At 71.5% G+C, this 22,094-nt stretch carries 21 protein-coding genes; 8 read left to right on the forward strand and 13 right to left on the reverse strand.

The features are described from left to right. Positions 1–188: 188 nt before the first annotated feature. On the forward strand, positions 189–314 hold the full coding sequence (locus AB0K67_RS02510; RefSeq protein ID WP_364051623.1) for a hypothetical protein: 126 nt from the start codon (positions 189–191) through the stop codon (positions 312–314). Between the two features lie 7 nt (positions 315–321). Here the strand turns inward: AB0K67_RS02510 and AB0K67_RS02515 are convergent, their stop codons facing one another. From AB0K67_RS02515 to AB0K67_RS02525, 3 genes are all read right to left on the reverse strand, one after another. Beyond that, on the reverse strand, positions 322–2,586 hold the full coding sequence (locus AB0K67_RS02515) for an LLM class flavin-dependent oxidoreductase (RefSeq protein ID WP_364051626.1): 2,265 nt from the start codon (positions 2,584–2,586) through the stop codon (positions 322–324). Beyond that, positions 2,583–3,485 carry an LLM class flavin-dependent oxidoreductase gene (locus AB0K67_RS02520; protein WP_364051629.1) on the reverse strand — a complete coding sequence of 301 codons (903 nt, stop codon included), beginning with the start codon at positions 3,483–3,485 and terminating at the stop codon, positions 2,583–2,585. Before AB0K67_RS02520 ends, AB0K67_RS02515 begins: the two co-directional genes overlap by 4 nt. Before the next feature lie 125 nt (positions 3,486–3,610). Further along, complete coding sequence (locus tag AB0K67_RS02525; RefSeq protein ID WP_364051632.1) at positions 3,611–4,102, reverse strand: MarR family transcriptional regulator; 492 nt, start codon at positions 4,100–4,102, stop codon at positions 3,611–3,613. A gap of 552 nt (positions 4,103–4,654) precedes the next feature. On the opposite strand from AB0K67_RS02525, the gene AB0K67_RS02530 reads away from it, so the two are divergent. From AB0K67_RS02530 to AB0K67_RS02545, 4 genes are all read left to right on the forward strand, one after another. Beyond that, complete coding sequence (locus AB0K67_RS02530; RefSeq protein WP_364051635.1) at positions 4,655–5,233, forward strand: hypothetical protein; 579 nt, start codon at positions 4,655–4,657, stop codon at positions 5,231–5,233. An 18-nt stretch (positions 5,234–5,251) separates the two neighbouring features. Continuing rightward, positions 5,252–5,776, forward strand: coding sequence for a CGNR zinc finger domain-containing protein (locus AB0K67_RS02535; RefSeq protein ID WP_364051638.1), 525 nt, complete (start codon positions 5,252–5,254; stop codon positions 5,774–5,776). A 425-nt stretch (positions 5,777–6,201) separates the two neighbouring features. Further along, a complete protein-coding gene (locus AB0K67_RS02540; protein ID WP_364057403.1) occupies positions 6,202–7,191 on the forward strand; it encodes an endonuclease/exonuclease/phosphatase family protein in 990 nt (329 codons plus the stop codon). Positions 7,192–7,618: 427 nt separating this feature from the next. Beyond that, positions 7,619–9,838, forward strand: coding sequence for an MMPL family transporter (locus AB0K67_RS02545; RefSeq protein ID WP_364051641.1), 2,220 nt, complete (start codon positions 7,619–7,621; stop codon positions 9,836–9,838). Positions 9,839–10,905: 1,067 nt separating this feature from the next. Here the strand turns inward: AB0K67_RS02545 and AB0K67_RS02550 are convergent. The 8 genes from AB0K67_RS02550 to AB0K67_RS02585 form a co-directional block, all read right to left on the reverse strand. Continuing rightward, positions 10,906–11,118, reverse strand: coding sequence for a hypothetical protein (locus tag AB0K67_RS02550; protein WP_364051644.1), 213 nt, complete (start codon positions 11,116–11,118; stop codon positions 10,906–10,908). 3 nt (positions 11,119–11,121) lie between these two features. Then, positions 11,122–11,856 carry an alpha/beta hydrolase gene (locus AB0K67_RS02555; protein ID WP_364051647.1) on the reverse strand — a complete coding sequence of 245 codons (735 nt, stop codon included), beginning with the start codon at positions 11,854–11,856 and terminating at the stop codon, positions 11,122–11,124. After that, the gene (locus AB0K67_RS02560; protein WP_364051650.1) at positions 11,853–12,470 is read right to left on the reverse strand and encodes a LysE family translocator; all 618 of its coding nucleotides are present in this window, start codon (positions 12,468–12,470) and stop codon (positions 11,853–11,855) included. The genes AB0K67_RS02555 and AB0K67_RS02560 overlap by 4 nt, the downstream gene beginning before the upstream one ends. 81 nt (positions 12,471–12,551) lie before the next feature. Further along, positions 12,552–13,523, reverse strand: coding sequence for a YafY family protein (locus tag AB0K67_RS02565; RefSeq protein WP_364051653.1), 972 nt, complete (start codon positions 13,521–13,523; stop codon positions 12,552–12,554). Between the two features lie 210 nt (positions 13,524–13,733). Then, positions 13,734–14,495, reverse strand: coding sequence for a TSUP family transporter (locus tag AB0K67_RS02570; protein WP_364051656.1), 762 nt, complete (start codon positions 14,493–14,495; stop codon positions 13,734–13,736). 152 nt (positions 14,496–14,647) lie between these two features. Next, entirely contained in the window at positions 14,648–14,887 is a 240-nt protein-coding gene (locus AB0K67_RS02575) for a hypothetical protein (protein WP_364051659.1), read from the reverse strand. Positions 14,888–15,052: 165 nt separating this feature from the next. Further along, positions 15,053–16,285, reverse strand: coding sequence for an MFS transporter (locus AB0K67_RS02580; RefSeq protein ID WP_364051662.1), 1,233 nt, complete (start codon positions 16,283–16,285; stop codon positions 15,053–15,055). A 125-nt stretch (positions 16,286–16,410) separates the two neighbouring features. Further along, positions 16,411–17,055 (reverse strand): GntR family transcriptional regulator, encoded by a 645-nt coding sequence (locus AB0K67_RS02585; protein WP_364051665.1) that lies wholly within the window; start codon positions 17,053–17,055, stop codon positions 16,411–16,413. Between the two features lie 171 nt (positions 17,056–17,226). On the opposite strand from AB0K67_RS02585, the gene AB0K67_RS02590 reads away from it, so the two are divergent. The 3 genes from AB0K67_RS02590 (at position 17,227) to AB0K67_RS02600 (ending at position 20,048) form a co-directional block, all read left to right on the forward strand. Further along, complete coding sequence (locus AB0K67_RS02590; protein ID WP_364051668.1) at positions 17,227–18,324, forward strand: winged helix DNA-binding domain-containing protein; 1,098 nt, start codon at positions 17,227–17,229, stop codon at positions 18,322–18,324. Positions 18,325–18,490: 166 nt separating this feature from the next. Beyond that, positions 18,491–19,126 (forward strand): HAD-IB family phosphatase, encoded by a 636-nt coding sequence (locus AB0K67_RS02595; RefSeq protein WP_364051671.1) that lies wholly within the window; start codon positions 18,491–18,493, stop codon positions 19,124–19,126. 151 nt (positions 19,127–19,277) lie between these two features. After that, positions 19,278–20,048 (forward strand): SDR family NAD(P)-dependent oxidoreductase, encoded by a 771-nt coding sequence (locus AB0K67_RS02600; protein ID WP_364051674.1) that lies wholly within the window; start codon positions 19,278–19,280, stop codon positions 20,046–20,048. 79 nt (positions 20,049–20,127) lie between these two features. Here the strand turns inward: AB0K67_RS02600 and AB0K67_RS02605 are convergent, their stop codons facing one another. Further along, a complete protein-coding gene (locus AB0K67_RS02605) occupies positions 20,128–20,550 on the reverse strand; it encodes a hypothetical protein (protein ID WP_364051677.1) in 423 nt (140 codons plus the stop codon). 326 nt (positions 20,551–20,876) lie between these two features. After that, positions 20,877–21,935, reverse strand: coding sequence for a hypothetical protein (locus AB0K67_RS02610; protein ID WP_364051680.1), 1,059 nt, complete (start codon positions 21,933–21,935; stop codon positions 20,877–20,879). Between the last annotated feature and the right edge of the window lie 159 nt (positions 21,936–22,094).

Here is a 22,094-nt window from a genome sequence, read left to right on the forward strand (position 1 = left end):
CGCACACTTTCCACGCCGCGACTGTCCCAGGCGATTCCGCCCGTGTCGGGCAAGTCGCCGTAATCGGTCTAGCCGGGACGGAGAAGGCGCGAACGGCGGCAGGCCGCCGTGGGGAGGGGTCCTAGAAAGGAGCCGCGCAGGCCGCGGGCCGCACGCCGGGCGCGTCAGGACCAGGCGACCGGGAGCGAGTGCACGCCGAAGATCAGCATCTCGTTGCGGAGCGGCACCTTCTCGGCGGGCACCGCGAGGGGTACGGGATCGAGCCCGACCCCGTACGCCTCGCCTATTACCGCCTGCTGTGGGACCTCGCGTGAGCCCGCGTCAGACCGTGACGGACTCGGCCGCCTCGGCGGGCTCGGCGGGCTCGATCGGGAAGTTGTCGCGGAAGACGTTCTCCGGGTCGTAGCGGCGCTTGAGCTCCCGCAGCCGCCGCAGGTGAGCCTCGGGGTAGGCCTCGTGCAGGCGTTCCGGGCGCTGGTCGGTCTCGAAGTTGATGTACAGGCCGGAGAAGTGGTCGATCATGGGGTCCCACTGCTCGTCCAGACCGCGCTTGCTCTGGCCGAACGCGACCAGCTGGAAGTTGGCCGAGCGGCCCGCGTACGCCGTGGCGTCCGGCGGCACGTCGCTCGAAGCGCCGCCCATGCCCCTGATCTGGAAGAAGTAGGTCTGCCCGCTGCGCACCAGCTTCTCGGCCGCCGCCGCCAGCTCGGGCGTCAGGTGGTCGGCCAGCCCCGACCTGGCCACCGGCTCACCCTGCCCCATCTGGGGGCCGTGCGGGCCCGCCATGATCGCGTAGTACGGCATCACCTGGATGCTGTAGTCCAGCAGCGGCGCCACGCCCGCGATGGGCTGCAGCCTGGAGACGATGGTGTCGGAGTCGGACGAGTCCACGACGGCCGAGATCTGCCCGATGACCGGCTGGCCCGGCTGGGGACGGCCGATGAGCAGGGTGCTGGTCACGTCGCGCGGCGCGGCCTCCACGGCGGCGCCCCAGCGTTCCAGCAGGCCCGCGGTGTCGGTGGCGTCCACGATGAACTGGGCGAACCCCACGTCGCCCACCTCGTCCACCTCGAACTCGAACGACGTCACGATGCCGAAGTTGGCGCCCGCGCCGCGCACCGCCCAGAACAGGTCGGCGTTCTCGTTCTCGTCGGCCCGCACCCGCGTGCCGTCGGCCAGCACCATCTCCACCGCCCGCAGGTGGTCGATGGTCAGGCCGTGCTCGCGGACGAACCAGCCGATGCCGCCGGCCGTCGCCAGCCCGCCCACACCGACGCTGCCGTAGTCGCCGGAGCTGAGCGCCCAGCCGTGCGGGGCGAGCGCGGCGGCCACGTCGCCCCAGCGTGCGCCGGGCTCGATGCGGACGCGGCGGGTCTCCTTGTCGAGCACCTCGATGGCGTTCATGCGGGAGACGTCGATGACGATGCCGCCGCGGTTGGTCGAGCGGCCGCTGATGCCGTGACCGCCGCTGCGGATCGACAGCTTCACCGGCTGCGTGCGGGCGTACCGCACCGCCTCGCTCACCTCCTCCGGCGTGCCGGGCCGCAGGACCAGGCCGGGGGCTCCGCCGCGCATGTACGTCGAGCGCACGCGGGCGTAGCCGGGGTCGCCGGGCTCGACGGCGTCGGCGGCCAGGGAGGCGGGGATGGCGTCGTAGTCGATGTCGGGGTGGCGCTTGCTGCGGACGAACACGCTCTTGACCTGGGCCTCCCTGTTCTGCTGGGCCGCCGCGCGCAGGGCCGGGGCGGTGTCGCGCGCGAAGCGCCTGACCTCCTCCGGGTCGTCGGTGGCCAGCAGGATCGTGCCGACGCCTGCCTCCTCGATGAGCGGCAGGAGGTCGGACGCCTGGGGCGCGCCGGTGACGTGGACCATGCGGCGGATCTCGCGCGGGTCGCGTCCCGCCTCCTTGGCGGCCTCGTCGATGACGGCGTTCGCCTCTTTCAGCGTGGCCGGCAGATCGCCACGTTCCCCGTCCGGGCTGGAGGTGAGGAGCCAGGCGTCGGCCTTGCGGGCGGCCAGGCGCAGCGCCTCGGGGTCGGCGCCCCCGGCGATCCAGAGCGGGATGTCGTGCGCGGGAGCGGGGCCGCGTTCCATGCCAGGCACCCGGTAGTGCTCCCCGTCGTGGCTCAGCGGCGAGCGGTCGGAGGCCGACCAGATGCCGCGGATGATCTCGGCGGCCTCGTCGGCGCCCGGGCCCGCCGCCAGGGCCAGCTCGACGCGTCCGCCGGTGAGCAGGTCGAGGCTGGCGGCGGCGCGCCCGGTCACCGTGGGGACGGTGCCGTACGCGGCGGCGGGCAGGACGGGGCCAGAGGCGGCCGTGGCGGCGGGCTGCGCAGGCGCGACGGCGGGCCGTGTGAGGGCGGCCAGCGTGATGCGGCCGGTGCGCCCCGCCACCCAGCTCAGCAACGTCCACGGGTCCAGGCCGGACGGCCGATCGTGGTCGTCAGGAGTCGCCGGGCGGTCGTGGACGGCGATCAGGTCGTACCCCAGCTCCTCACCGAGCCGGGCGAGTTCGGCGGCGCTGTCCCGGTCGGTGCCGGTGAGCAGCAGGCCGAGGCGGAGGGAGTGGCCGTACCGAGTGCTCACTTGGCACGCTCCTTCGACACGAGCTCGCGAACGGCGGGCGCGACCTCTTCGCCGAACGTCCTGATGGTGGCGGGGTCGTCGTTGGCCATCAGGATGTAGCTGGAGAAGCCGAACTGAAGGGTGAGGGTGGCCAGCTGCTCGGCCCACTGCTCGGGCGGGCCGGACAGGAGCCGGTCACTGGGGGTGGCGCTGAAGCGGCCGCCGATGTTGAGCAGCCGCCGGATGTCCGTGGGCTTGCGCCCGGCCGCGGCGGCGGCCTCGTCGATGATGGCGTTGGACTCCTTGATCTGCTCCAGGCTCTCAATGTACGGCAGGGAGGGCAGCCATCCGTCGGCCTTGGCACCGACGAGCTTGAGCATCTTCGGCTTGTACGCCCCCAGCCAGATGCCGATGTCGTGCGCCGGGGCGGGCCCGCGCTTGACCCCGTCGACCTTGTAGTAGGTGCCGTCCACGCGGAACCGGGTCCGGTTGTCCGCGTCCCAGATGCCGCGGATGATGTCGATGGCCTCGCTCAGCGCGTCCACGGCCTTGCCGGGGCTGAGCCGGCGGCCGCCCATGGCCTCGATCGCGTCCCAGAACCCGCCGGCGCCCAGCCCGAGCTCGAACCGGCCACCGCTGAGCAGGTCAAGGCTGGCCGCGGCCTTGCCGAGCACGGCGGGCGGGCGCAGCGGCAGGTTGACGACGTTGCCCGACAGGTGGACGCGTTCGGTCACGGCGGCGACGTACGACAGCAGCGTCCACGTGTCGAGGAAAGCCGATTGGTAGGGGTGGTCCTGGAATGTGACCAGGTCGAGCCCGGCGGCCTCAGTCTCCTGCGCGAGGGCGACGACCTCCTTCGGTGAGGCGTTCAGGGGAGTGATGAAGGTGCCGAACTTGAGGTCGTGGCCGTAGTCAGCCATGGTGCCCTCCTCCAAATATGTTGTCAGTTAGATGATCTCAGCGCCAGACGAGTGGCACAACCACCGTTTGCGCGAGGACATTCCCCGCATCCGGCACTAATTTGGGGAGGGCACGAAACGCCTGGTCAGCCGCCGTCCGACAGCATCTCTTCGGCCACCTGGCACGGGTCCTTGGCCGGTTCGATGTCGCTCACGGCGCAGGCCGTCCGCTGCAACATGTCCTTGAACGCGGTGCGCTCGTCCGGCGACAGCGCGCCGAGCAGGTGGTCCTCGGCCTCGCTCACCCGGCGTTCGAGTTCCTTGTAGACGCGCTCGCCCTTGTCGGTGGCCACGATGCGGCGCTGCCGCCGGTCGTTCGGGTTGAGCCTGCGTTCCACCAGCCCTGCCTCGACCAGGTCGTCCACGAGGTAGGTCAGCACGGTGCGGTCGATGCCGAGGTAAGAGGCCAGGGCGAGCTGAGTCGGATGCCGGCCGCTCACGACGGCGGCGAGCGTCTGATAGCCACGCTGGCCATGGGGCAGGTCGCCGATCACCGTGACGACCGTGCTCTGGTAAGCGCGCAGCAGGACGCCGAGCGTCCAGCCGAAGGTGTGGTTCGCCACGGGTTCGTCACTCATACCCAGATACTACCGATCGCCGACTTTCGGCGGCGTAGATGTTCTGCCAAGCAACACGTTGCCGGTGGGGAGTGTCCGCGCCGCGAGCGGAACGACGAGCCCCGAACGGGAGGAGCGGCCCACGAACGGAAGGAACGCGCCGCGAACGGGAGGAGCGAGCGCCACAACCCGCACGCCCGTACTTTGCACGACCCCCACGCCCGCGCTTCGCACAACCGCAACGCCTTCGCTTCGCAAAAGCCTGAAGCGTGACATCTCCGCTGTTCACCCCCGTTAACGTGACATCCCATGACATACGGCCCCCTCCAGCAGCAGCCCTACCCGCCCCGGCCGCCCTATCCCCCGCCAGGCTCTGCCATGCCGCCGGGCCACGCCGCACCGCCAGGCGCCACCGCACCGTGGGGCCCTGCCGCGCCACCGGGGACAGCCACACCGCCGAGCCCCGCGGCACCGCCGGGCCACGCCGCGCCACCGAGGACCGCCACACCACCGGGTCCCGCAGCGCCAGGGGGTCCTGCGGCACCGCCGGTCCCGGCCGCGGCACCGGCTCCCGTGGTCATCGACGTGGGCGGCGACGACAAGGTCAAGTCGGTGATCGGCGGCTCGGTCGCGGGCGCGATCGGGCTCCTCGCCGTCTTCTCGGCGCTGACGGGGCAGACCACGGGCGGCTCGGGTACGGCGGTCGCCATCGGGATCGTGGGGGCGATCTTCCTGCTCATCGGCCTGCTGCCGGTCTTCACCTGGAAGAAGCTCGCCCGGCCGCGCCGGCTCGTCTTCGACGCGGCCGGTGTGCGCTGGGACGATCCGCAGGGGCGGCCGTGGGCGGCGGCGTGGCAGGAGCTGGCGGGCGTCGGCATCTCCCGTACGCAGCAGCGCCGCGTCAAACTGGCCGATTACCTGTTCCGCAAGACGATGGTCCGGCTCGACCTGTTCCCGGCCGACCCCGGCTTCCGGCAGCGGCATCCGGAGATGGAGCACCTGTGGGAGTTCCACACCGTCAAGAACGGCTACCGGCTGCCGCTCGGCTCGAACCCCAAGTACATCCCGATCATCGAGCAGGCGATGCGCCAGTACCGGCCGGCCGCGTACTGGGGCATCAAGGACGAGGGCTTCATGGTCGGCCTGGTCTGAGCGTGCTGTAATGGCATTGTGCATCTGAACCCTTACGGCGAGGACGCTGTGAAGCTGGCCGCGTCCCTCGCCAACCAGCGGCCCTCGACCCCCGCCGAGCTCGCTGACCGCTGCCGTGCGTTCGGGCTCGCGCTGGAGTCGCCGGTCACGGCGCAGGACGTAGAGCGGGTGCACGCCGTACTCGACGCATGGGAGCAGGTTGTGGACGCCCCCGACGAGCAGCGGAGAGCCGAGCTGGTCAACCGCATGCTGGCCGCATCCGCCGCCCACCCGCGCCTGACCGACCACGCGGGCAGCGGCTGGCACCTGCACTACCGCGACGACGACCAACCGCCCGGCGCCGTACTGGCCGCTCTGATCTCTGTCGGCACGGCGCTGCACCTGGTGGGGCGGGGCATGCACCGGCTCAGGCGCTGCGCCGTCATCGAGTGCGCCACGATCTTCGCCGACACCTCGCGTACCGGACGACAGCGCTACTGCTCACAGCGCTGCGCCAACCGCGACGCAGTCCGCCGCCACCGCGCGGCCCGCGCGGCAAGCTGACCCTCATCACACGTCGAGGATGATCCTTCAGCCTGGGCGCTACACACTGACGCAAGTGGGACACCGCCACCGCGCGCCCCGCGCGGCAGGGCATCCGAAGCCGAGAACAACCCCGGAACCCTGCGCACTCACGCCGGCGCAAACCACGGGGCCGACCGCCCAGGCCAGTCGTCAGCCGCATAGCGTCACACGCTCCCAAGGCCACCGAGGCTCGCTGCCGTGCCCCCGCGAACAGCGCTGCCGTGCCTCCCAGCGCTGTCGTACCACCCGCCAACAGCGCTGCCGTCTCTCTCGCGCGAACAGCAAGGGGACAGCCTCGGGTACTCGCGCCGGCGCAGGCGAGGCCCCGGCACCGCACGGCCCGCGCGGCGGGCTGTTCCTCATCAGACGTTAAGGATGGTCTTCTAGCCTGAGCGCTCGTGCTGATGCAGGAGGACGTGAAGGCGGCGGCGCCCAAGGCGCGGCCCCGGCGGGTGTGGCGCAGGCGGCTGACGGTCGGCCTGGCGGTGCTGTTCGCGGCCGGTACGGCGGTGCGGCTCGGCGGGCTGGAGACCGGCGTCTTCCTGGTGCCGATGGCCGCGTTCACGCCGTACTTCGCGGTGATGGCGCTGGTCGTGCTGGGCGTCGCGGTCGTGCTCAGGAGCCGGGCCGCAACGGCGATCATGGTGGTGGTCTGCGCCTGCCTCGCCTGGTGCGTGGTGCCGCGCGCGTTCGGCGACGGCGCCGCCCCGGCGGGCGGGCGCGCGTTGCGGGTGCTGACCGCCAACCTCAACGGCGGGCGGGGCGACGCGGCCGTCCTCGTGGATCTCGTACGCCGACTTCAGGTGGACGTCCTCAGCATCCAGGAGCTCACCTGGTCGGCCATGGTCCGGCTCAACGCGGCCGGCCTCAATCACCTGCTGCCGTACCACATCAGCGTGCCCGACGTACGCGGTCCCGAGGGCAGCGGCATCTACTCCCGCCACCCGCTGCGCGAACGCAAGGGGCTGTTCCAGCCGGTGGGGCACCACATGCCGGTCGCTGAGGTCTCGCTCCCCGGCGGCTCGCCTGTCGAAGTGGTCGTGGTGCACCCGGTGGCGCCCGTACCACGTACGGTCCCCGAATGGCACGCCGGGGTGGCCTCCCTGCCGCCCGCCCCCACGTCCGGACCTCCCCGGATCCTGGCAGGCGACTTCAACGCGACCCTCGACCACGCCGTCTTCCGCGACCTCCTCGCCACCGGCTACACCGACGCCGCCGACTCCACCGGCAACGGCCTCATCCCGACCTGGCCACACGGCCGATCGCTGCCGCCGCTGGTCGCCATCGACCACATACTGACCGACTCGCGCGCCGGAGCGGTGGCCACGCAGATCTTCGACATCCCCGGCTCCGACCACCGCGCCCTCTTCGCCGACCTCCGCGTACGCGCCTGACCCCGCACCCGACCACACCGCCACCCGGCACCGCTCCATGTCCGCGTCCCGGCCCTCACCCGTGGCCTTGCCCACGCCCGCGTCCATAGCCGGGCGCGTACCCGTGCACCCCCACTCCCCCGCACGCACCCGACACCCCGCACCTGCGTCCGTGGGCGTTCGCGGAGAGGCGAAATCAGCACGCCCTCACATAGGATAAAAGCCGCACATTCCCTTCCTTCACCACAAATTCCTTCGCCCTACTAATAGTGCAATGTCGGCTTTTATTGCCGCCTGACGTAAATAAAAGACCGCCTCGTCAATTTGTTTGAGCAGGATCGGGAATCTAGGGTCTACGTGTCGGCCGGCGCCTTTGTACCAAGCCGGGGGTGGGCGGGAATTGCCGGTTCTTTTTCGCAGAATGCGCGCGCGGGCGATTGCCGCCTGCGTGGTGCTCGGGTGGGTCGTCCTCACGCTGGCGGCCGTTCTCACGAGCGGCCCGCTGGAGGACGTCCGCGTCACCAGCGGCACGTCCATGCTCGCCAGGGGCGTCGAGTCGGCGCGCGTGCTCGACCTGGTGGCCGAACAGTCCGGGCGTACGGTGCCCACGCTGGTCGTCTACGAGCGCCCGGGCCCGCTGCGGCCCGACGATCTCGTTGCCGTGCGGCGCGACCTACGAGAGTTCGCCCGCGTGCCCAACGTGGTGGGCACCTCGGCGGCGCCGCTGCCCAGCGTCGACAGGCGTGCGCTGCAGGTGACGGTGCTACTGTCGGGCAAGCCAGGCGTGATGATCTCCCCGCTGGTCGAGGAGGTGCGCCGCATCGCGGCCGAGGCCAACCCGCCGGGGCTGGTCAGCCATGTCGCGGGCGCGGCCGGGGTTGCGGCCGACTACTCCGACGCGTTCCTGCAAGTGGACGGCACGCTGCTGGCGCTGAGCGTGACCGTGGTGCTGCTGGTCCTGCTGGCCGTCTATCGCAGTCCGGTGCTGTGGCTGATCCCCATGCTGTCCGTGCTGGTCGCCTATCTGTGCTCGGCGGCGGCGATCTACGCGCTGGGCCGGTCGGGGCTGATCACTCTGCGGGCGGCCACGCCTGAGGTGTTCACGGTGCTGGTGTTCGGGGTGGCCACTGACTACGCGCTGCTGCTGGTCGCCCGCTTCCGCGAGCGGCTGCGCGTCACGGTCGGCGAGACAGCGGCGCTGAAGGAGGCGATGGCGAGCGGCGTCCGTACGGTCGTCGCCTCGGCGCTGACGGTGGCGGGCGGTATCGGCTGCTTGGTGGCGGCCGACACCAACGCCCTGCGCTCGATCGGCGCGGCCGCCGCCATCGGGGTGCTCATCACGATGGCGGTGATGGTCACTCTGCTGCCCGCCCTCATGCTGCTCGGCGGCCGTCGCGCCTTCTGGCCGTCCACTCCCCGCCCAGGCTTCGACTCGTCAGACGTAGCCGATATCGGCGCGCCGGTAGGTATCGCGCGAGGTTTCGGGCTCACGCGTTTCCGCAGGCAGGGCGCGGACGTGGATCCTTACCGGGCTTGGCCGGGCACAGGCATGGAAGCTGACCAGGCCCGGCCGGGCGCAGGCACCGAGCCCGACCAGGGGCGGCCTGGTGCAGGTGCGGGGCCTGGGCGGATCTGGGCGCGGGTGGCGGAGTTCGTGGGGCGGCGGGCTCCCGTGGTGTGGGTGGGATCGCTGGTCCTGCTTGCGGTGATGTGTCTGGGGTTGACCACGCTGGACGCCTCCGGCATCCCACCGTCGGCGATGTTCACCACCCGTACGGGCTCGGTGGATGGCTACGAGGCGCTGCGGCGGCACTATCCGGCCAGCGCGCCCGTCGTGGTGCTGGCCAAGCAAGGTTCGACCGCCGCCGTGGCGCGGGCCGTACGCGGGGCCGAGGGAGTGGTGTCCGTACGCAGGGGGCCCGCCGCGCCCTGGCGGGTCTACGACGTGGTGCTGGCCGCCGAGCCGAACACGCCGCACGCCGAGCGTCTGGTGGAGAACCTGCGGGCGGCCGTACGCGTGGCGGCCGGCGACGCGGCGCTGGTCGGCGGGGTCACCGGCGAGCTGCTCGACGCCAAGAACGCCGCGCTCTCCGACGCCCGCCTCGTCGTGCCGCTGATCCTGCTGGTCGTCGGATTGATCCTGGTCGTCCTGCTGCGCTCGCTGGTGGCGCCGCTGCTGCTGATGGGCACGGTGGTGCTGTCGTTCGCGGCCACGCTGGGGGTGTGCTCGGCACTGTTCACGCAGGTGCTGGACTATCCCGTGATGGACGTGTCATTCGCCCTGTACGCGTTCGTGTTCCTGGTCGCGTTCGGCGTCGACTACAACATCTTCCTGATGGCCCGGGTGCGGGAGGAGACCGTGCGCCTCGGCACCCGCCATGCGACCCTGCACGCGCTGCGCGCGACCGGCGGGGTGATCACGGCGGCCGGGGTGGTGCTGGCGGCGGCCTTCTCCGTGCTGACCGTGCTGCCGCTGGTGCCGGTGGTCCAGCTCGGGCTGCTGGTGGCGGTCGGGGTCGTGATCGACACCGTGATCGTCCGCTCGTTCCTGGTGCCGGCGCTGACCTGTCACCTGGGCCCGCGCATCTGGTGGCCGGCCCGCGAACGCCACCGCCCGGCTGCACCCCGCCCGGCCCGTGAGCCCGCTTACGCCGTCTCCGCGAGGTGATCCAGCCTGGTCCACTCTCGTTCTCACCTGCGCCTTCAGCTGCGGCCGCCCGGTGGCCCGCTGGGTTCACGCGCTGTCTCATAAGCCCCTCATACGGGCATGCCCGCCTAATGACGCGTCAGCGTCTCGCGGGCATACCCGACCGTTGACCCGCCGGCGTCTCACGGGCGCATTTGTCCGGTGACCCGCCATGCGCTGCCTCATGAGTCCCTCACGGGCGGGCGCACCTGCCCGGTGACCCGTCAGTGACCCCGTGCCTTCTCATGAGTCCCTCGCGGGCATGCCTGCCTGGTGATCTGCCACGGGTTCACACCTGCCCCCGCGGCAAAGGTCCTCCCGCCCGGTGCCTGCCACTACCGTCTGCGCCCGGCGGCGCCACGATCCCCTCGGCTCGTCTTCGCGGGGTGACCCTCGCGGGCTCTCTACGGGCCAGGGAGCCGACCTGAGCGCGCGTGGACGGTGTTCCGGGGAGCGACGCGCGGGGCGCGGCCGATGTGCGCAAGGACATCCCTTCGCTCCATCGCCGGGCACTGGTCCCATGCCGCGCGCTGTCGTTCCGGCGCCGGGCACTCCTCCAATGCAGCGCGCTGTCGTTCCGGCGCCGCGCACTGTTCCAATGCAGCGCATTCTCGTTCCAGCGCCGTGAACGCCGCTGCCCTCGACACCGCGCCTGGCACCGGCACGTGCGGCCGGACCCGACATGGCGGTCATTGAGGCGTTCCCGATCAGCCGCGGCCGGAGCGGGTGCGATGGGCGTCGGAACAGGTGCGATGGGCGTCGGAGCGGGTGCGATGGGCGCGGACTCGGCGCGGCGGCGGGTTACCCCAAGACGGCTGGTCTTTTCAGGCGCTCTCGCGGGATCCCGCGTTTGTCTGACTACTGCAGAGCATCGAAGCCGGGCGCCTTTACATTGTAGATTTCTCGGCGGGAACGCCTGACGAACAGCCTGCTTGCGCCCTGGGCTCCCACCCACGAGCAGCCGAGACTGCGCTCGACAGTTCGCGGATCGCCCTGGTCGCGGACCGGTGCCGAGCGATTCGGCTCGACGCCACCGAGGAGGTGGCGCGCTAGCGGCGGCCGTACTTCTTATGCACCGCCTGCTTGCTCACCCCGATCGCGTCGGCGATCTGCGACCAGGCCAGCCCCGCCACCCTGGCGCGCCGCACCTGGACCGCCTCCAGCCGCTCGATCTCGCGCCGCAGCGCGCTCGTGGCGTGCAGCGCCAGCAGCGGATCGTCGTCCTGTGCCTGCCTCATGAGGTCCGCCAGGTCGTTCGTCATGCACTAAAGGTAATCCAGCAGCAGTGCGTTGATCTCATCGGGACGTTCGAGCGCCGGCAGGTGCCCGGCCCACTCCAGCTCAAGCAGCCGCGCCTGGGGAAGCTCGGCGGCGAGATGGCGGGCGCTCTCGCGGAAGTACGGCAGATCGTGCCCGCCCGACACCACCAGCGCGGGCACGTCGATCTCGGCCGGGGTGATCTCGTTCTCGACCTGCTCGGGCTCGGGGTCGGCGGCGAGCTGCACCTCGAACGCGTGCCGCTGCATCGCCACCAGCCTGTCCCGCGCCGCCTGGCCCGCGTCGGGACCGAGGAGCGTGCGGGCGTTCAGCTCGGCCGCGCCCTGCACGTCACGCTGCTTCAGCAGGCGTCCTTCCTCGTCCCAGTACGCCCGCAGGTCGGGTGTCGGCTCCAGCGTGCCCAGCGGGTTGAGCAGGACCAGCCGCCCCGCCAGCCCGGCGGCCGCCAGTTCCAGGGCGACCCGGCCGCCGCCCGACGACCCGACCAGCGCCGCGCTGCTGACGCCGAGCGCGGCCAGCACCTTGGCGACGTCGCCCGCGTCGCTGTACGGCTCCCCGGCCTCGTACGGGCTGCGGCCGTAGCCGCGGAAGTCCACTTTGATCACCCGGAAGCGGTCCGCCAGCGCCTCCCACTGGGCGTCCCACATGCCGGAGTCGGCCGCGGTCGCGTGCAGCAGCACCACCGGCTCGCCCGCGCCGCGCTCGTCGTGCCAGATCGTCATCGTGACTCCACCGCCATCCGCACGCCGAGGCCGATCAGCACCACGCCGGAGATCTGTTCGAGCCGCCGCTTGACGGCCGGGCGGCCCAGCCAGTCCTTCGCCAGGGCGACGGCCCAGATGAGCAGCGCGTACCAGAGCACGTCCACCAGCACCCACACGACGGCCAGCGTGGCGAGGGTGAGCGGCACGTCCTGCCCGGCCGGGACGAACTGCGGCAGGAACGACATCGCGAACACGGCCGCCTTCGGGTTCGCCAGGCACGTGCCGAGGCCCGCCAGGTAGGCCCCGCGATGGCTCGTCACCGCCTCCCCTTCGGCGGCGGTGACGGGGGCCGGCTTCCTCGCCTGCCACAGCGCCTGCGCGCCCATGACCACCAGCACGACCGCGCCCGTCACGCGCATCACGTCGTAGGCCAGCTGCGAGGCCACGACCAGGGCGGACAGCCCGAACGCCGCCGCCAGGCCCCACAGCAGGATCCCGGTCTCGTTGCCCAGCGTGGCGGCCAGGCCGGAGCCGCGGCCGGCGCGCAGGGTCTGGCGCATGATGATGGCCGTGCTCACCCCAGGCGCCATGGCCACCAGGACGCACGCGCCCACGAAAGCGAGAAGGTACATGCCGGGGATGCTGGCAGATGGCGGGCGCGGGTGTCGCCTGATTTTCCGCCCGGCCCGGCGGCCACGCCGCGCAGGCGGCGGTCAGCAGTACAGCTTGGCCAGGCCGGCGGCCGCCTCGGCCATCATCGCGCGCAGCTCCGGCGGCTCGAGAACCTCGACGTCGGTGCCCATGCGCAGCAGCAGCCAGCGGGCGTGCGTGAGCGACTCGATGGGCAAGGTGAGCGTGACCCAGCCTTCGGGGTCGGGCTCGCCGGCGGCGGCCAGCGCGGCGGCGACCACGTCCGCGCCCATCGTGTACGCCAGCAGGTCGCCCCGCCCGGGAGCGAGCCTGATGACCGCTTCGGCGGTGTACATCCGCTCGCGGAACTCCTTGGCGTACTTGGCCCAGAACGTCGCCAGCTCGAAGTCCTCCGGCCGGGTGAAGCGTCCGGGCAGCGTCTCCAGGGTGAGGATGCGCGCGACCCGGTAGGTACGCGGCGAGCCGCCGGGAGGCGCGGCCACGAGGTACCAGGAGCCGCCCTTGAGCACCAGCCCGTACGGGTGGATCACCCGGTCGACCACCTCCCGGCCCCACCGCCGGTAGGTCATGTGCAGCGGCCGCTGGTCCCACACGGCCTCGGCCACCTCGGTCAGGTGCGGCACGTCGTCGGCGGAGCGGTACCAGCTGGGCACGTCCAGCAGGAACCGCTCCCGCATGCGGGCGGCCTGGGAGCGCGGCTCGGGCGGCAGCGCGGCCAGGAGCTTCAGCTCGGCGTTGGCGGCGACCTCGGCCAGGCCCAGCTCGGCGGCGGGTCCCGGCAGTCCGGCCAAAAAGAGTGAGGACGCCTCCTCGGCGGTCAGGCCGTTCAGCCTGGTGCGGTAGCCGTCGAGCAGCCGGTAGCCGCCGGCGGGTCCGCGGTCGGCGTAGACCGGCACGCCGGCCGCCGACAGGGCCTCGATGTCGCGGTAGACGGTGCGTACGGACACCTCCAGCTCGGCCGCGATCTCGGGCGCGGTCATACGGCCCCGCGTCTGCAGGAGCAGAAGCAGAGAAAGGAGGCGGCTGGCGCGCATGCCGGCCATTCTATTTCCGGCAGGTCACGCCCGATCTGGGCAAAGCGGCGCGCCTCCCGGGGCGTCCGGGGCAAGCCGCGACAAGCCGGAACGCAAGCGCCGCACGGCAGGGCGCTCAGCCGGGGCGCGTCGGCGTGGCGGTGGACCCGGCGTCGTCCTGCAGCCGGGCGCTGACACGCGACGGGACCGGCCAGGCCGGACGGACCGGGGTCAGGCGAACTGCTGCCACCCGAGCCTGATCACCATCGCCACGACCACGCACAACAGCACGATCCGTACGAACGCCGCCCCCCGCTTGAGCGCCATCCGCGCCCCGACCTGCGCCCCCGCGATGTTGCAGACCGCCATCAGGAGGCCGAGCAGCCACTGCACGTGCCCCTCCACCGCGAACACGGCCAGCGCGCCGACGTTCGTGCCGATGTTGATGATCTTCGCGGAGGCGGACGCGGAGACGAAGTCGAGCCCGAGGATCGTGGTGAAGGCGATGATGAGGAACGTTCCGGTGCCGGGCCCCATGATCCCGTCGTAGAAGGCGATGCCGATCCCGGCAGTGGCCACCGCCGCCACCACCCGGGCCCTGGTGCGCAGCCGCGGCTCGGGCAGCGCCCCCATGCTCGGCCGCAGCGTCACGAACGCGGCCACCGCGAGCAGCACCACCATGACGGCGGGCCGCAGCACGTCGGCGGAGATGGACGCGGCCGCCCACGCGCCGAGTCCGGCGCTCACCACGGCCATGGCCGCGCCCGGGATCGCGACCTCGCGGTCGAGCTTGCTGGAGCGCGCGTACGCGACGGCGGCGGAGGTGGTGCCGAAGACCGACGACAGCTTGTTGGTGGCCATCGCCTCGACCGTCGGCATGCCGGTCATCAGGATGGCGGGGAGCTGCAGCAGCCCGCCGCCTCCCACGACGGCGTCGACCCATCCGGCTGCGGCCGCCGCGGTCAGCAACACCAGGACCTGCTCCAGCGGCACGCGCGATTCCCCCCGATTCCCCCAAGAAACGCCAAGAGTGTACAAGCCAGGCTTGAGGCGCTTCGCCACCGCCTCCCCCGGCACTCCTGACGGCCCCCGTCGTGAGGGAGAACGCGGAGCGGGACCCGCGAATGGGTCCCGCTCCGGCGCGTTCAGAGGGTGAGGCAGCCGACGAGCGGCACTTCCGGCGGTATGACGACGGCCCCCACGGGGTCGGCCACGGTGCCGGTGGCGCAGTTGGCCATCACGATCGGGTCGGCCTTCTGCAGGGACTCCAGAACGTTGATCTTGGCGGGGTCGACCACGGCGTGCGCGGCGGGCGCCGCCAGCACGAGGCCGCCCGCTAGCGCGGCGGCCGCGGCGACGGCGACGCTACGGGGGGATGGACGCATGGATACCTCCACGGTGTAGCGGATCACGGAGCGCGATGCCGGGTGCGACGCGGGTTACTGCTGTGACGCCGCGGGCGGCACGCACCTGCTGTGATAACCCACCGCGATGTCACTCACCGTAACTTTCCGTTACTCTCAGCTAACCTTCCGTCCCTTCGGCCAGGATCAGTGACCGGCTCGCGCGGTGACGCGTACGCCGGTCGCGACGACGGCCAGGCAGATCAGCGCCGCGCAGGCCACCGCCGCCAGCATCACCGGGTACGACAGCCACGCCGACAATCCGGCCAGCAGGGCAGGAAGCAGAAATCCCGCATACGCGAGCATGTAGTAGATCCCCGTGAGGCCGGCCAGGTCGTCCGCGCCCGCCATGCGCTGGATTTCCAGCAGCCCGGACACGACCGCGATCCCGTACCCGGCGCCGAGCACGGCGGCGGCAGCGGCGGCCAGCCACGGCGACAGCACCACCGCGCCCGCCGCGCACAGCACCGCCCCCGCGAGCATCACGCCCATGGCCGCCACCGGCGCCCGCCCGCCGCGCAGCCTCTTGGCCACCGGCTGGACGGCCACCCCCATGCCGAGCATCAGCACGGTCAGGCCGGTGGCGTACACCAGGCCCCACTCCCCCACGCGGGTGTCCACGAGCTGCGGCATGACCGCGTACGCGAGCCCGGCCGCCCCGAACACCCACGGCGCCATCGGCAGGACCACCAGCCGGAACCGCCGCCGCGCCGGTGCGGGTATGCGCAGGTCGTCGAGCAGCGAGGCCAGCACTCCCCGCCCCTCCGGGTGAGGGCCGGGCGCGCGGGTCTCGGGCACGCGCAGCAGCGGCACGGGGACGGCCGCGGTGAGCAGCAGGTGCACGACGTACGGGCTGACCATGGGCCACGGACCCCACTGGGCGAGCGCGCCCGCCACTGCGGCACCCAGCGCGAACCCCGCCGTCTGGCAGAGCGAGGCGCGCCGGGCGGGCAGCGCGCCGTCCTCGCCGGACGACAGCTCCTTCACCCAGCTGCTGCCCACCGCCATCGCGATGCCGACCGCGACGCCGGTGACCAGACGGCCCGCGTAGATCGCCCAGGGGCTCTGGCCGCCGAAGCACAGCACGAGGCTCGCCAGCGCGGACGCGACGGTGCCCGCCACGAGGACGGGACGCCGGCCGCGCCGGTCGGAGACGGGGCCGGCCAGGAGCAGGCCGGGGACGAGGCCGACGACGTACGCGCCGAGGAAGGCGTCCACGTCGAGCATCGAGTAGCCGCCGAGGCGGCGGTACATGAGCAGCAGCGGCGTGAACTGGTTGCCGCCCCACCCGCAGAGGAACATCGCCACCGCGACGACCCTCCAGGACGACCTGCGGGGTGCGGGCGGTTTCACCGCGGTGGCCTGCCGTGTTTCGAGCATGACGATAGGGACTTTCGGCGTCGGTCGTGTACGAACGGGAGCGTTGCGGACGTGCCTGCCGGGGCGGGGCCCGGGACCTGCCGAGGGACCCCCATGCGGCCTGGAGGTCAAGGGGCAGGCCGGGGTCAGTGCAGGTTGCCGTGAGTGGCCGTCAGGTGGGCGTGGAGCGCTTCTCCGAAGGCCGTGGTCCCGCCGGCCCGCAGGTGATCGAGGAGCGTCTCGTGCTCACCCGTGAGCAGTGGCAGTCGTTCGGGACGCAGCCGCAGCGCCGAGATGCTCATGCGGCGCTGGCGGTCGCCGAGGGTGGCGTAGAAGCGGGCGGCCAGGCGGTTGCCCGACGCCTCGACGATGGACCGGTGGAACGCCTCGTCCGCCTCCGCGTACTTTCCGACGTCACCCGCCGCCGCCAGCTCCCGCTGCCGGGCCAGCAGGTCGCGCATCCGCTGGTCGTGCTCATCGGGCAGGCCGGTGCGCGCGATGCGCTCGGCCGCGGAACGCTCCAGCGCGAGCCGCAGCTCCAGCACGTCGGCCGCCTCTCCCGGCGGCACCGGCACGACGACCGCGCCGCGCTTGGGGTGCAGCGCCAGCAGCTCCTCCGACTCAAGGCGCAGGAACGCCTCGCGCACGGGGGTCCTGCTGACCTGTACGCGGTCGGCGATCTCGCCCTCGCTGATGAGGGTGCCGCCGGGCAGCTCGCCGGAGAGGATGAGCTCCTTTGTGACGGCGTACGCGGTCTGAGCAGCGGACGGACGCTTGGCGGTCTCGGACATGCCTTCAGGATACCAGGCATGAATACACGCTTGTATCTATGCTGTGTCCGCGGAGTTACATGCGGCGGGGTACCCGAAGGCGCGGGGGTTGCCATTGCGGCCATGACCTGGCCGCAATTCCTGCGAGAGTGTGTCCGTAGCGCCACCCGTCCCGCCCCTCGAAGGATGCTCATGGTCGTTCTCAGCACGCGGGCGCTCAACCGCGCCACGCTGGCCCGGCAGTCGCTGCTCGAACGGGCCGCCGTCCCCGCACTGGACGCGGTCGCGCACCTGTGCGGGTTGCAGGCGCAGGAGCCGCAGGAGCCGTTCGTGGGGTTGTGGTCGCGGTTGTCGGCGTTCGACCCCGCGGAGCTGTCGGGGCTGCTCACCGGGCGGCAGGTCGTACGGATGCCTCTCATGCGCAGGACCGTGCACCTCGTGACCGCCGACGACGCGCTCGCCTGGCGGGCCCGCCATGACGCGATGCTGCGGCAGAAGGTGCTCGCCGTGTACCGGCGGGAGCTGGACGGCATCGACCTGGAGGAGCTGCGGGCGGCGACCGTGGCGATCATGGCGGACGGCGTACCCCGGTCGATGGGCGAGGTGGGCAGGACGCTGGCGGAGCACCGGCCGGAGGCGGACGCCCGGGCGTTAGGCGAGCTGGCCATGGCCGCGCTCGTCCCGGCGGTGCAGCTGCCGCCGCGCGGTGTGTGGCGGACGAAGGCGGGGGTGCGCTACGCCACGCTGGAGTCCTGGCTCGGCCGCAAGATCGAACCGCTGCCCGCCGACGGCTCCGACCCCGCGGGCCGGGAGCTCGTACGCCGCTATCTCGCCGCCTACGGCCCCGCCGCCACCGCGGACCTGCGGGCCTGGGCCGGTCTGGCGGGGTTGCCCGCAGCCGTGGCGGCCGTACGGGACGAGCTGGTCACGTTCAAGGACGAGCGCGGCCGGGTGCTGCTCGACCTGCCGGACGCGCCGCGCCCCGACCCTGACACGCCCGCCCCCGTACGTTTCCTGCCGGCCTTCGACAACGCGATCCTCGGCTACCACGACCGCACCCGCATCATCGACGACGAGCACCGGAACCTGTCGGTGGCGGGGGCCCGCGTCGTCCTGGTGGACGGCCGGGTGTCGGCCACCTGGACCGTCGAACCCGGTCCTTCCGGCGCGGTCGTCATCGCCCCGCTGCGCGATCTCACGCGTGCCGAGCGGGCCGAGCTGGCCGAGGAGGGGCAGGCGCTGGCGGCGTTCCTGTCGGACGGCGAGACCGACGAGGCGCGCATCGCGTGAGCACGTCATCTGTCGCGTCCGGCACCCGGCATCCGTCCGTGTTCACACGGACGGCCTGAGGGCCATCGCCACCACGCGCTGAACGCCCGGTTCTCCCGTTTCGCCCCACCCCGCTACGATCTCGGATGGACATGAGAGGACCGGGGCGGAAGGCGCGGGTGATGGGATGACGTCCCTGCACGTCTTCGACATGGACGGCACGCTGCTCACCGGCTCCTCGGCCAGCCTGCAGATCGCCCGGCGGCTCGGCACGTACGACGAACTCGTGGAGCTGGAGGCCAGGTTCGCGGCCGGCGAGATCGACACGCGGGGCTTCGCCGCCGCCATCCACGAGCTGTGGCGCGAGCTGACGGAGGCGGCCGTGGCGGAGGCGTTCGCGGCCAGCCCGTGGCTGAACGGCATCGAGCAGGTCTGCCGCGACATCCGCGAGCGCGGCGAGCACTCCGCGGTCATCACCATGTCGCCGGACTTCTTCGCCCGGCACCTGCTCGACCTGGGCTTCGACGAGGTGGTGGCGTCGCGGTTCCCGGCGCCGCCGTTCGCCGAGCCGCTCGATCCCGCCAACATCCTCACCCCGTCCGACAAGGTCGGGATCGCCGAGCGGCTGCGGCGGCGGTACGGGCTGACGTACGAGCGGTGCGTCGCGTACGGGGACTCGATGTCGGACGCGCCGCTGTTCCGGCGGCTGACCAACACGGTCGCCGTCAACGCCGACCACCACCTCGCCGATCTGGCCGCCCTCAGCTATCGGGGCGGCGACCTGACGGAGGCGTACGCGCTGGGCCGATCCCTGCTCGACTGACCCCTTGACCGGCCGCGCCAGGGTCCCCGTTGGACTGAGCCCTTGACCGACCGCACTGGGCGCGGCCCCCTGCCCGCCTGAGCCCTTGACAGCCTGCGCCGCCCGGACAGAAGCTCATTTCAGAACATAGTTCTAGAATGAGGGAGTGGCCATGGGCGAGCTGGACGGACGGGTCGCGATCGTGACCGGAGCCAGCAGGGGCATCGGCGCCGCGATCGCCGAGGCGTTCGGCGCGGCGGGCGCGCGGATCGCGGCCACCGCCAGGACGCTGGAGGAGGGCACCAACCGGCTGCCGGGCACGCTGCGCGACACCGTCGGCCGCATCCGCGACGCGGGCGGCACGGCGGAGGCGTTCGCCGCCGACCTGTCGGTCCCCGACGACAGGGCCCGCCTGGTGTCGCAGGTCCTCGACCGCTTCGGCCGGGTGGACATCCTGGTCAACAACGCCGCCGTCACCTACTTCACACCGGTCGCGGACTTCAGCCCGCGCCGCATGGCCCTCATGTTCGAAGTCCAGGTGAACGCGCCGACGCACCTCGCCCAGCTCGTCATCCCCGGCATGCGGGAACGCGGCCAGGGCTGGATACTCAACATCTCATCGGTGGCCGCCCGGCACCCGTCCATCCCACCGGACCGGCTCGCCGGCCTGGGCGCCACCGTGTACGGCATGTGCAAGGCTGCGCTGGAACGCCTCACCACGGGCCTCGCCGCCGAGCTGTACGCCGACAACATCGCCGTCAACTCCCTCGCCCCCACCCAGGTCGTCCCCACCCCCGGCACCCTCTTCCACGGCCTGACCACCGAGAACGACCCGAACGCCGAACCCCCGGAGGTGATGGCCGCCGCCGCACTCGCGCTCTGCCGGGAACCGGCCAGCAAGGTGACCGGCCTGATCGCGTACTCGCAGGACCCGCTGCCCTGAGGTGGACGCTGCGGAGGATGCACCTGATCACGCCGTAGGCATGTGACGGATGGCGGAAGAACCGGCACCATTGCCACGGCTACGCTCCGCCGGCGTCCGCCTTCGGCCGGCCGCTTTTCGCTTGACGATCGAGCGCATGCAGCGGATCCTCTGCTAGCTGCTTGAACGTATTCAACACGCCAGGCTTCAGCGGCTTGTCCCGGCTTGCGCTAAGAACCTCGTCGGCGGCCAGACTCGCCCCTCGCGCGGTCTCCTCCGTGACGAACTCAGCGAGCTTCTTATGCAGATGAATCTGGGTATGACCATCCTTGATGATCTCCAAAAGGAGATGCCCCAGCTCCTCTTCCACACTCCATGCCTGCTTCGGCTCAGGCCGGTTGAGCCGAGCGACGTCCACCGACAGCCGGTCGAGCCTCTGCTCCACCGCGGCTCTCATCGTGTCCATCCGCTCAGCGATTTCATCCGAGATGCGCTGAGTCCCCTTGAGCGCTTCCTCGGCCATCCGTACGGCTTCCTCGGCTCGCCTTCTTCCCCCGAACAGCCTGCATGTCCACTTCTGGGGTTCGTCTGAACTTCCTGCGTACGCGCTCATGCATCCCTCGCCCGGATGTATGCATGGTCCGACACCAGGAAGGTATGTATCGGGAGATCCATCGACCAGGCACACTTCAGTGACGGTAAGGGATCTTCCACTGACTTCCCGGTGAAATTTCCGCAGCTCACCGCGTACGGCGAGACAACGCATCCCGGCGCCCTTGCGGATCGGCGCCGATCATGCACACCGCTTCCGCACACACCGCCGCAGACGAGGTGGACACGGCTGGAGCACTATGCCGGGCGTACGAAGTGGACCCGTTCCAGATGCGGGTCGTAGCCGGCCACGTTGGCGGTGAGCTTCTCCCTGATCAGGTCGACACCGCCTCGGCCCGCAAGATCGACGCGCTGGAACAGGTGGGTTCGGCCGCGTTCCCGCTGCACGATGATGTGCTCGTCGTCGTACCAGTCGATGAATGCGCGAAGGCCCTTGCCGCCGATCCGGCGCACGATCTTGCCCGTCGACGTCTCGACGATCCAGATCGCGCACCTGAGGTCGTCGTCACAGACCATGGTGGCGAACAGCCGCCCGGACGGCGAGAACACGTGCGACGCCGACGTCTCGTCCGGCACGCCGACTCCGGTGTAGTACCTGCGCGGTTTTCCCCGCAGGTCGTAGACGGCGAGGCGGCTCTTGGGCGAGGAGGCGTCCGCGTCGTCGTGCCGGGCGAGCACCCGGTCGGATCCTCCGGCGAAGAAGAACCGGTAGTTACGCCCGGCCTCCCAGCCGCCGGAGACTATGTGGCGGGGCCCTGCCTTGACCAGGCGGGGAACGCGATCGGCCACGTTCAGGGTGATGAAGCCGATGACGGTCAGGCTGCCGCCACCGATGTTCCTGTACGCGGTCAGCAGGAGCGTACGGCCATCCGGCGACCACTCGGGCGACGTCGCCGGCGCGGGCAGGGAAATGGTGTGCTTCCTGCCGCTGTGCCGATCGATCAGGTCGATCTTTTTCTTCGCCTTCCACAACTCGTAGCCCGGGATCCCGGCCACCCACCGCCGCCCGGGCGCCACCACCGCCTCGCGGTACGGCGTCTTGACGAACTTCTTCCCTTCGCGCAGGTAACCGTAGAGCCCTTGGCCGGCGTCGAAGACCAGCGAGTACGAGGCCAGGCGCAACGGGCCCCTGTCGTTGACCTTGCCTGACGTACCGGCCGGCTTGACCCACGGCTCCGACTCCGTGGCCGGCGCGCTCAGGGTGGGCGTGCCCGGCTCCTTCGCATTCACCGGCTGAATGCCGGCCGTGATCAGCGCCACACCCACGAACGCGGCGACGAGCACTCGGACGGACATGAAGGCCCTCCCTCGCTATGCCCTATGTGACCGACATTCGCGGGGTTTGGTTCGCACCACGAAAACGTGACCATGTCGTCTCGCGAGACGATCACCTAACGCCGAGCGAAAAGAGCACCCAACGGACCGGAACCGGAAGGCGGGCCCGGCGCAGGATCG

This window comes from Nonomuraea sp. NPDC052634, assembly GCF_040678535.1.
Lineage (GTDB): Bacteria > Actinomycetota > Actinomycetes > Streptosporangiales > Streptosporangiaceae > Nonomuraea > Nonomuraea fastidiosa.

Excerpts from the sequence above, each read along its gene's own strand:
- AB0K67_RS02520 (WP_364051629.1), bottom strand. The coding sequence starts at position 3,485 with ATGGCTGACTACGGCCACGACCTCAAGTTCGGCACCTTCATCACTCCC.
- AB0K67_RS02525 (WP_364051632.1), bottom strand. The coding sequence starts at position 4,102 with ATGAGTGACGAACCCGTGGCGAACCACACCTTCGGCTGGACGCTCGGC.
- AB0K67_RS02540 (WP_364057403.1), top strand. The coding sequence starts at position 6,202 with ATGCAGGAGGACGTGAAGGCGGCGGCGCCCAAGGCGCGGCCCCGGCGG.
- AB0K67_RS02550 (WP_364051644.1), bottom strand. The coding sequence starts at position 11,118 with ATGACGAACGACCTGGCGGACCTCATGAGGCAGGCACAGGACGACGAT.
- AB0K67_RS02555 (WP_364051647.1), bottom strand. The coding sequence starts at position 11,856 with ATGACGATCTGGCACGACGAGCGCGGCGCGGGCGAGCCGGTGGTGCTG.
- AB0K67_RS02560 (WP_364051650.1), bottom strand. The coding sequence starts at position 12,470 with ATGTACCTTCTCGCTTTCGTGGGCGCGTGCGTCCTGGTGGCCATGGCG.
- AB0K67_RS02565 (WP_364051653.1), bottom strand. The coding sequence starts at position 13,523 with ATGCGCGCCAGCCGCCTCCTTTCTCTGCTTCTGCTCCTGCAGACGCGG.
- AB0K67_RS02575 (WP_364051659.1), bottom strand. The coding sequence starts at position 14,887 with ATGCGTCCATCCCCCCGTAGCGTCGCCGTCGCCGCGGCCGCCGCGCTA.
- AB0K67_RS02580 (WP_364051662.1), bottom strand. The coding sequence starts at position 16,285 with ATGCTCGAAACACGGCAGGCCACCGCGGTGAAACCGCCCGCACCCCGC.
- AB0K67_RS02585 (WP_364051665.1), bottom strand. The coding sequence starts at position 17,055 with ATGTCCGAGACCGCCAAGCGTCCGTCCGCTGCTCAGACCGCGTACGCC.
- AB0K67_RS02590 (WP_364051668.1), top strand. The coding sequence starts at position 17,227 with ATGGTCGTTCTCAGCACGCGGGCGCTCAACCGCGCCACGCTGGCCCGG.
- AB0K67_RS02595 (WP_364051671.1), top strand. The coding sequence starts at position 18,491 with ATGACGTCCCTGCACGTCTTCGACATGGACGGCACGCTGCTCACCGGC.
- AB0K67_RS02600 (WP_364051674.1), top strand. The coding sequence starts at position 19,278 with ATGGGCGAGCTGGACGGACGGGTCGCGATCGTGACCGGAGCCAGCAGG.
- AB0K67_RS02605 (WP_364051677.1), bottom strand. The coding sequence starts at position 20,550 with ATGGCCGAGGAAGCGCTCAAGGGGACTCAGCGCATCTCGGATGAAATC.
- AB0K67_RS02610 (WP_364051680.1), bottom strand. The coding sequence starts at position 21,935 with ATGTCCGTCCGAGTGCTCGTCGCCGCGTTCGTGGGTGTGGCGCTGATC.